The sequence below is a fragment of the Saccharomonospora iraqiensis subsp. paurometabolica YIM 90007 genome, assembly GCF_000231035.2.
GTDB lineage: Bacteria > Actinomycetota > Actinomycetes > Mycobacteriales > Pseudonocardiaceae > Saccharomonospora > Saccharomonospora paurometabolica.
The window spans coordinates 130,324-131,866 of the sequence record NZ_KI912261.1; the positions used below are offsets into that span (position 1 = coordinate 130,324).

2 protein-coding genes and 1 pseudogene are annotated in these 1,543 nt (G+C 75.4%); all 3 read right to left on the reverse strand.

From position 1 onward, the window contains the following. Positions 1-901, reverse strand: a 901-nt coding sequence (gene tsaD, locus SACPADRAFT_RS29515) for a tRNA (adenosine(37)-N6)-threonylcarbamoyltransferase complex transferase subunit TsaD (RefSeq protein ID WP_007027571.1), incomplete at its 3' end; no start/stop codon positions are given. Beyond that, positions 901-1,425 (reverse strand): ribosomal protein S18-alanine N-acetyltransferase, encoded by a 525-nt coding sequence (rimI, locus tag SACPADRAFT_RS0223260; RefSeq protein WP_028662709.1) that lies wholly within the window; start codon positions 1,423-1,425, stop codon positions 901-903. The genes tsaD and rimI, both read right to left, overlap by 1 nt. Continuing rightward, positions 1,422-1,543: pseudogene (locus tag SACPADRAFT_RS30980) on the reverse strand (tRNA (adenosine(37)-N6)-threonylcarbamoyltransferase complex dimerization subunit type 1 TsaB); the annotation flags it as partial. The pseudogene SACPADRAFT_RS30980 and the gene rimI, both read right to left, overlap by 4 nt.

Below are 1,543 nucleotides of genomic sequence, written 5' to 3' on the forward strand. Positions count from 1 at the left end.
GCTCGAGGCCCGCCGCGGCACACCGTTCGGCGGCCAGGCCCGCCAACCGCGAGTTGGCCGCGACCCCGCCGGAGATCAGCACCGTGCCGATGCCGGACTCGGTGGCCGCCCGGACCGCCTTGGCGGTGAGCACGTCGGCCACGGCCTCCTGGAACGACGCCGCCACGTCGGCCACCGGGACGGGTTCGCCGCGTGCCTGCGCTGACTCCACCCACCGCGCCACCGCCGTCTTCAACCCGGAGAACGAAAAGTCGAACGGCGCGTCGCGGGGGCCGGTCATGCCGCGTGGGAACGCGATCGCCCCCGGATCGCCCTCCCGGGCGGCCCGGTCGATCGGCGGCCCACCCGGGTACGGCAGGTCCAGCACCCTGGCGACCTTGTCGTAGGCCTCCCCGGCCGCGTCGTCCACGGTGGAGCCGATCTCGGTGATCTTGCCGGCGATGTCGTCCACCCGCAGCAGCTGCGTGTGCCCGCCGGAGACCAGCAGCGCCAGCGCCGGACTCGGCAGCGGCCCGTGCTGCAGCGTGTCGACGGCGATGTGCCCGGCGAGGTGGTTCACCCCGTACAGCGGCACGTCCCACGCCGCGGCGTAGGCCTTCGCCGCGGAGACCCCCACCAGCAGCGCGCCCGCCAGGCCGGGGCCCGCCGTCACGGCGACGGCGTCCACCTCGCCCTCGCGCAACCCGGCCGAGGCGAACGCACGGCGCACGGTGGGCACCATGGCCTCCAGGTGGGCCCGACTGGCGACCTCCGGCACCACCCCGCCGAACCGGGCGTGCTCGTCGACGCTGGAGGCCACTTCGTCGGCGAGCAGCTCCACCGAGCCGTCGTCGTGCAGCCGGACCAGGCCGACGCCGGTCTCGTCGCACGAGGTCTCCACGCCCATGACGATCCTGGACATCAGCCTGCCACCTCCTGCCTGCGGCGGGCCTGCCGCTGCATCGTGTAGGCGTCGGCGCCGGAAGGCTGGTAGTAGCCCCGGCGCACGCCGACGCGGTCGAACCCGTGGCGCTCGTAGAGCCGGATCGCGCTGTCGTTGTCGGTGCGCACCTCGAGGAACACCGGGGCCGCGAGCTCGTCGGCCCGGGCCAGCAGCGCCCGCAGGAGCGCGGTGCCCAGCCCCCGGCCCTGCTGGTCCGGGCGCACGCCGATGGTGTGGACACCCGTCTCCGGGTCGTGCCGCGGCCCCAGCACGGCGAGCCCGGCGTAGCCGAGCACCTCGTCGGGGCCGGGCGGACCGGCCGTCGCGGTACCGGCGGAGGTACCGGGGTCTCCGGGCTCGGCGAGTGCGACGAGGTAGTGGCCGCCCAGGTCGAGCTCGGCGTAGAAGGCCCGGGCGCTCCACGGGTCGTCCCCGGGGAAGAGCACCTTCTCGATCTCGACACACTGGCGGATGTGCCGGGGTCGCATCCGTTCGATCCTCACGACGCGGTCACCCGCTTCCGCGGTCCGGGGCGCGCCGCATCCGGCCTGCGCAGGTAGAGCGGGGTCAGCGGCTCCGGCTCCGCGCCGGAGCGGAGCGCCGCCGCGGCGGCGAGGACGA